The sequence below is a fragment of the Oleiphilus sp. HI0132 genome (assembly GCF_001635845.1).
Map to the genome: position 1 here is coordinate 1 of NZ_LWGJ01000556.1, position 6353 is coordinate 6353.

At 44.8% G+C, this 6353-nt stretch carries 6 protein-coding genes; all 6 read left to right on the forward strand.

The features are described 5' to 3' along the window. The coding region (locus A3766_RS06900) for a hypothetical protein (protein WP_197479392.1) at positions 1 to 1022 on the forward strand (1022 nt) is incomplete at its 5' end. Beyond that, positions 1019 to 3949 carry a tetratricopeptide repeat protein gene (locus A3766_RS06905; RefSeq protein ID WP_068641975.1) on the forward strand — a complete coding sequence of 977 codons (2931 nt, stop codon included), beginning with the start codon at positions 1019 to 1021 and terminating at the stop codon, positions 3947 to 3949. The genes A3766_RS06900 and A3766_RS06905, both read left to right, overlap by 4 nt. 28 nt (positions 3950 to 3977) lie before the next feature. Next, positions 3978 to 4688: a tetratricopeptide repeat protein gene (locus A3766_RS06910; RefSeq protein WP_197479393.1), complete on the forward strand. Its 711-nt coding sequence runs from the start codon at positions 3978 to 3980 to the stop codon at positions 4686 to 4688. A gap of 13 nt (positions 4689 to 4701) precedes the next feature. Further along, a complete protein-coding gene (locus A3766_RS06915) occupies positions 4702 to 5010 on the forward strand; it encodes a hypothetical protein (RefSeq protein WP_068553964.1) in 309 nt (102 codons plus the stop codon). Between the two features lie 274 nt (positions 5011 to 5284). Then, a complete protein-coding gene (locus tag A3766_RS06920) occupies positions 5285 to 5986 on the forward strand; it encodes a MotA/TolQ/ExbB proton channel family protein (RefSeq protein WP_068511508.1) in 702 nt (233 codons plus the stop codon). 58 nt (positions 5987 to 6044) lie between these two features. Beyond that, positions 6045 to 6353 (forward strand): biopolymer transporter ExbD (locus A3766_RS06925; RefSeq protein ID WP_197479394.1); only part of this gene is annotated, 309 nt, incomplete at its 3' end.

Sequence of the window (6353 nt, forward strand, 5' to 3'; positions counted from 1 at the left end):
CTTATGCTTTGTCCTATCTGTACGAGCAAATGGGTGAAACAAAGCTTGCACTCCAAAGCTACCGAGTGGCTGTTGAGCATTATGAATCTTTACAAGAGCGTTTTGGCAGACAAGCACAAGAGGTCGATGAGTCGCGTTTGATTGCCGCCTTGAACCTTTCACGCCCCTTAGGTGATGCGAAGTTAGTGAATGATGCCTATGGCATGCTAAATGTTCAGCCTAATGACTATAGCTTTGCACACCTTCTGGCAACGGATGCGTTTCAGCGCCAGATAAGTGAGCTGCATGAGCTGTATAAGCTAGAAGAATCTTTATCTCAATGGGCTAGCCAGCTGGACTCATTCGACACCATGATGGCAACGCGTATTGCGCTTCGTGAAGACAAAATACAGCAAACAAAGCAAGCGATGGAGAACCAGGACGCTGCACACTGGGAAGATGAGCAGGACAGGTTTGCTGCGGCGATTAATCATGCCAGCGAGACTGAAGACTTGCGATTCTTTATGAATGAGGAGCAGATTAAATATGCCAAGAAAATTGAGCAAGCCGAGTCATCGTTAGCACTTATTCCACATGATCATCGCAAGCGTAGCCGTTACGAACGGCGCCTGAATCGAGTTAAAGCCTATTACGGTTGGTGGTTGAGTGAGTCCTTCAGTAACAATCGTTGGCAGGCGGTCAAACAACTTCGTGCACTCGATCGTGAAATGGCAGAATTTAATGAATATCAAGCTAAGTTACGTTCAAAACTGGAGTCTGATGGTGGCAATGAAGCGCTAGCAAAGAGAGTTTCTGAAGGAAGAGAGCAGCTAGCGCTAATTCGAACGGAGTTAGACCAGAGTCTTGCGCAAGCAAGAAATAAACTTGTTGCTTTGGCCAAACAGGATTACGAAAAGCAAATCGCTGAAGCGGGTGTTTATTTGAAGGCTTCGCGAGAGTCATTAGCCCGAATTTCAGACCAGGTTTATCATTCGGATTCTGCAGAGAAAACCAGCGTGACGACAGAGGAGGCTAGCTTGTGAGTTTACTTAGAACAGCATGCTTGCTTACCTTGTTATTTGCTTTGTCAGGCTGCCAGCTATTTGACTCCAGAACCTATCCCTTATATGGGCCTGAAAGTATTGCTTCACTTCAGCCTGCTGTCTTGATGATTGATAGAGAGGCATCTTTAAGTCTTGAAATTTCAGAAGTTATCGAGAATTACACTCGTCTGCTACCTATGCTGAAAGACCCTGAAACGCAAATGAAGGTTCTGCATCGCTTAGCCGATCTTAAGCTTCAGAAAGGTGAATTATTAATGGCAGAGCAGGCTGTTGATGAGCTGGATATCGCTATCACTGCTTATTTAGGTCTGCTTGAAAGGTATCCAGACAGAGATGATAACGATCACGTCTTATATCAATTGGCAAAGACCTATGAGTTGAAAGGTTTGCGTGATCAACACCTGAAGATACTGACACGAATTGCCGAGCAATACCCGGGCTCAAACTATTATGCCGAAGTACAATTTAGACGCGGAGAGATCCTGTTCACTGACGAACTGTATAGGCTGGCCGAGCAGGCATTTTCTGCCGTGATTCTGACTGAAGCGCCTAAAGAGGAAAGCCCCTTTTTGGCTAACGCCCACTACATGCAAGGCTGGAGTTTGTTCAAACAGGCAAAATACTCTTTAGCGCTGGTAAGCTACAGCCGCGTGTTAGATTTATTGTTAAGTCAGGACTCGGCTGATCAAGATAAAGCCTCGGCCTTGGTTGCGAATCAGCATCAAACTCTGGTCGAAGACTTAATGCGCGTTATGAGTTTGTCGTTTTCTTATTTGGGTGGGGCAGAAAGCTTGGGGGCTCTGTTTGCAGAAACGGGCCAGCGACATTATGAGCATGTTGTTTACTCCAGCTATGCAGACTTCCTGTTGAATAAAGAGCAGTTTAGTGACGCGGTGTTAGTTTATAAGAACTATATTGCCAGGCAGCCACTGAGTTTGTGGTCGCCAAAATATCAAATGCAGATCATCACTGTGCTGGTTCACGCAGGCTTTAAGAAAGATATCTACCCCGAGAAAGTGCGATTTGTTGAGACTTATGGCTTAGGCAGTGAATTTTGGCAAACGCATGCTCCGAAGCCAGAGCCTGAAAGTGCGACCGACTCGCTGGGCTATACAAAAGAGCAGCTGGAGCCACTGTTAAAAGAGTTAGCTGATCGCCATTACGTTAAAGCCGGCCAGTTACGCAAGGCTGCTAAGAAACGTTCTGCCAGCAAGCAAAAAACGCTTGATGAGTATACGCTTTCTGCTCGATATAACCGTGCCTTTACCGAGACCTTTCCCAATCATTTAGACTTGCCAGAGCGCCTAGTATTATTGGCTGAGAGCGAGACACAGCTGTCACATTTTCCAGAAGCGATTTCGGCTTTCGAAAGAGCTGGTTATGAGTTCTCAGAATTTTCTGGTCGTAGTGATACGGCTTACGCTTCCGTGCTGCTCTATGATGATTATTTAAATAGCATCAAAGCCTTGCCAAAAGATAAGCTGCCAACAGAGCAAGAGGCAAGGCAAGCTCTTCTGGAAAGCTTAAGTATTAAGCGGGAGCAGGCTCAAATGCGATTTGTTGATATTCACAAGCAAGACAATAGAGCGGTTCCGGTTTTGTACCTCGTGAGCTCTGAGTATTTTGACAGGAAAGATTATCAGGGGGCATTACCTTTGGCTCAGCGCCTGATTGACTGGCCGACTTCGTTTGAAGGTGCGCCCAAGCTTGATAAACAAACCTTATTAGAAAGTAGTTTGATTAAAGCGCACAGTTTGTATGCTTTAAATGACTTTGTTCTGTCAGAAGGTGCGTATCAAGAGGTATTGACCCAGATGCCTGCAAAGGACAAGCGCCGGGCTGCAACAATTGAAAGCCTGGCTGCGAGTGTCTTTAAGCAGGCAGAGGCGAAGTTGGCAGATGGGCAGACTTTGCTAGCCGTTGACGAGTTTCTTCGCGTGGGGCTTGTTGCTCCGACTTCCACCCTCAGAGCCAGCGCAGAATATGATGCCGCAGGTTATTTGATTGAATTAAAAGAATGGCATCGTGCTATCGACGTTATTTCAGACTTCAGAAAGCGTTACCCAAAGCATAATTTACTCGATACGCTGCCTGCTAAAATGGCTTTAGCGTATCGTGAAACAGAACAGTGGGAAGCAGCGGCCGGAGAGTTGCGCATTATGCGTAAGCTGGCAAAAACCGAGCAGGAAAAGCAGGATATTCAGTTTATCGTAGCGGAGCTATACGATAAGGCTGACAACAAGAAAGAGGCGATACTCAGTTACCGGCTTTATGCGAATACCTATGCCGAGCCAGCTGATGTCTATATGGAGGTGACTCATCGTTTGGCGCAACTTTATAAAGAAACGGATAAACCCCTGAAGCGACGTTTTTGGTTAGCTAAACAAATGAAGAAGGTCGATAGCTTGGGTGATGCTGCAGATGACCGCATGCGCTTCTTGGCGGCGGGTGCTGCGAGTGTCTTGGCTAATGATGCCTTTATTCAGTACAAACGAATCAAGTTAAAACTACCTCTAAACGAAACCATGATTAAAAAAACCAAAGCTTTGGAAAAAGCTATGAAAGCCTATCAAAAGACGGCGAGTTATGGTGTCTCTCAGTTCTCGACCGAAGCTGGATATCGCATGGCTGATATTTATGCTCAGCTTAGTCGCGACTTAATGGATTCTGATCGCCCTACAGGCCTTAACGAGCTGGAGCTAGAGCAGTACGAAATTCTTCTTGAAGAACAAGCTTATCCCTTTGAAGACAGTGCTATTGAAATTCATGAACAGAACTCCAGTAGGTCTTGGATTGGTATCTACGATGACTGGGTTCAGAATAGTTTTGATGCCTTAAAAGAATTGCTACCGGGGCGTTACGATAAGCCTGAATTAAAGAGCGAGATCATCTATGACTTGTATTAAGGGTCTATTCATCTGTTTGAGGCAATCAATGTCATGTTTTTTGATGGTTTGTCTATGCCTTATCTTGAGTGCCTGTGCAACAAAAGGAAAAATAGATAAGGAATCAATCGCCGCTGAAGATTCGCGACAAGCATTAGTTTCACAATATCAAGACGCTGTTGAAACGATGAAGTCACTAGAGAGTTCATCGGACCAAGCGATGGCTGCCGGGGTATTCAAAGGTAACGATGAGCTTGAAGATAGCTTTCATACTCTGGCAGAAATACATCAGCAAAACCCCTGGTACCCTGGGCCTCTCTTGAACCTTGGCATTAGTAGCTGGTGGTTGGGAAATGTAGAAGAGGCTGAGTCATACTTATCGAAAGTGCTCGCTCTGAAGGACTCGCTTGGGCAGGAGAACAAACAAAAGGCTGATAACAAGGCGTCGATAGATCTGCCTACAGACAAGCGGGCTGAGATTTTGGATAACTTGGCAAAGTTTACTGGCCCGGCACTCAACTATCTCGGTCAAATTATGCGGGAGAAAGGCGATTTCGATCAGGCGGAGAACTATTATCGCCAGGCTTTGGATCAGAACCCTGAAGATATAACAGCCATTAGAAACTTGGGTATCTTGTTGGATTTATATCGTGGGCAGTTTGCGGACGCTTTGCCTTTATACGAGCAATATCAGTCTTTACTTGATGAGCCAGACCCTCAGGTAAAAGACTGGATCTTTGATATCAAAAATAGACAATAAGGAGTTGTAGGATATGAAATTAACTCAATGTTTAATGCTACTGACTTGTCTTATTTTAACGCAAGTTGTGGCGGCAGAAGGAACTGTGATCGCAATCGAAGGGGCGACTATTCGAGGGAACCAAGAGCTTCCTACCGTTTTGTATTTGGTTCCTTGGCAGCCAGCAAAGGTTTACTCTCTTGATGAACCTGAGCAGACCTTGGCATCGTCACGTCCTATTCAGCCGCTTGACCGGGCCAGCTTTCTGAGAATGCAAAGTTACCATGAAGCCTTCAGCAAACAGAATGTAAAAGCGACTACTGTGCCCGCAATACCAAAGTAGGATTCATCACTTAGACAGGTTCTTGTAAGCTAAAAGAAGGTATATTGGCCTATATGGCGTCAAACTATGACAGGAGTCACACAAAGTATGTGCATGGAAGAACATGAACACAATTCGCAACAAATCCTTTCGTGATCTAACCGTCTTTTCTCTCTTTTCAATCTACAATTTTCACAATTGTTTGCAATCGTCAGCGCAGTGCACTTGATGATTGTATAAATTTTAAATGGCCTACAAGGCATAAAGCAAAGAAAACCCCCAGGAGTAAATTGTTATGATCGAGACAATAATTCGATTTTTTCAGGAAGGCGGATTCTTCATGTATCCGATTTCAATCATTTTGGTAGTTGGTTTGGTGATTGCAATTGAACGCTATGTTTACCTGAGTGTCGCTAAGCGTAATAACCGCCAGGACTTTAATAAGCTTCACCGTATGATTAGCGGGAAGGACTTTAAGTCGGCTGTAAAGTTTGCTTCTTCGTCTAAGACCGCCATGTCGAATATGATCGGTGCGGGTCTGGTTCGATTAGGCCGCAGACAGCCACGTGAAGAAATTGAATATGCGATGGAAGAAGGCTTGCTGGAAACAATGCCGCGCTTAGAAAAGCGCACGCAATATCTAGCAACTTTAGCGAATGTTTCAACCTTGCTCGGCTTGTTGGGCACGATCATTGGTTTGATCGCTGCATTTACAGCGGTTGCCTCGGCAGATCCTGCACAAAAAGCTAGCTTGCTATCACAAAGTATTTCAGTAGCGATGAACACGACTGCATTCGGCTTGATTGCGGCGATTCCTTTATTGCTCGTTCACTCAGTACTTCAAACAAAGACTAACGAGATTGTCGATAGTTTTGAAATGGCGGGCATTAAAGTGATGAACTTATTAAGTGATCGATCAGCTTCGGTTCCAGCACCTGCTAAGGCTACACAGTCGCCAAGTGCTGACTCAGGGCTTAATGCGGCAGCCGCTGTTTAGTTGGTCTTTGTAAACCAACTTTATTGATCAATCCTTAGCGAAATAGGCAGACTCGACTATGAAACGCAAACATCGACGCTTACGAAGTGAAGCAGATCTGGATATCACGGCATTTATGAATTTAATGATCGTGCTTGTACCAATCTTGCTGATCAATATGATTTTTGCTCATACGAGTGTGCTTGAGTTGAATTTTCCAACTCAAGACCAAAGCTCAGCTCAGGATGATGAGTCATTGCAGTTACAGGTAATGATTCTGGAAGATAAGTTGGTGGTTGCCGACAATAAAGGCGGTGTTATTAAGCAAATAAATAGTTTAAAGCGGAATTCAGTTGCAAATAATAGCTCTGACAACGCGGCCGTAAGT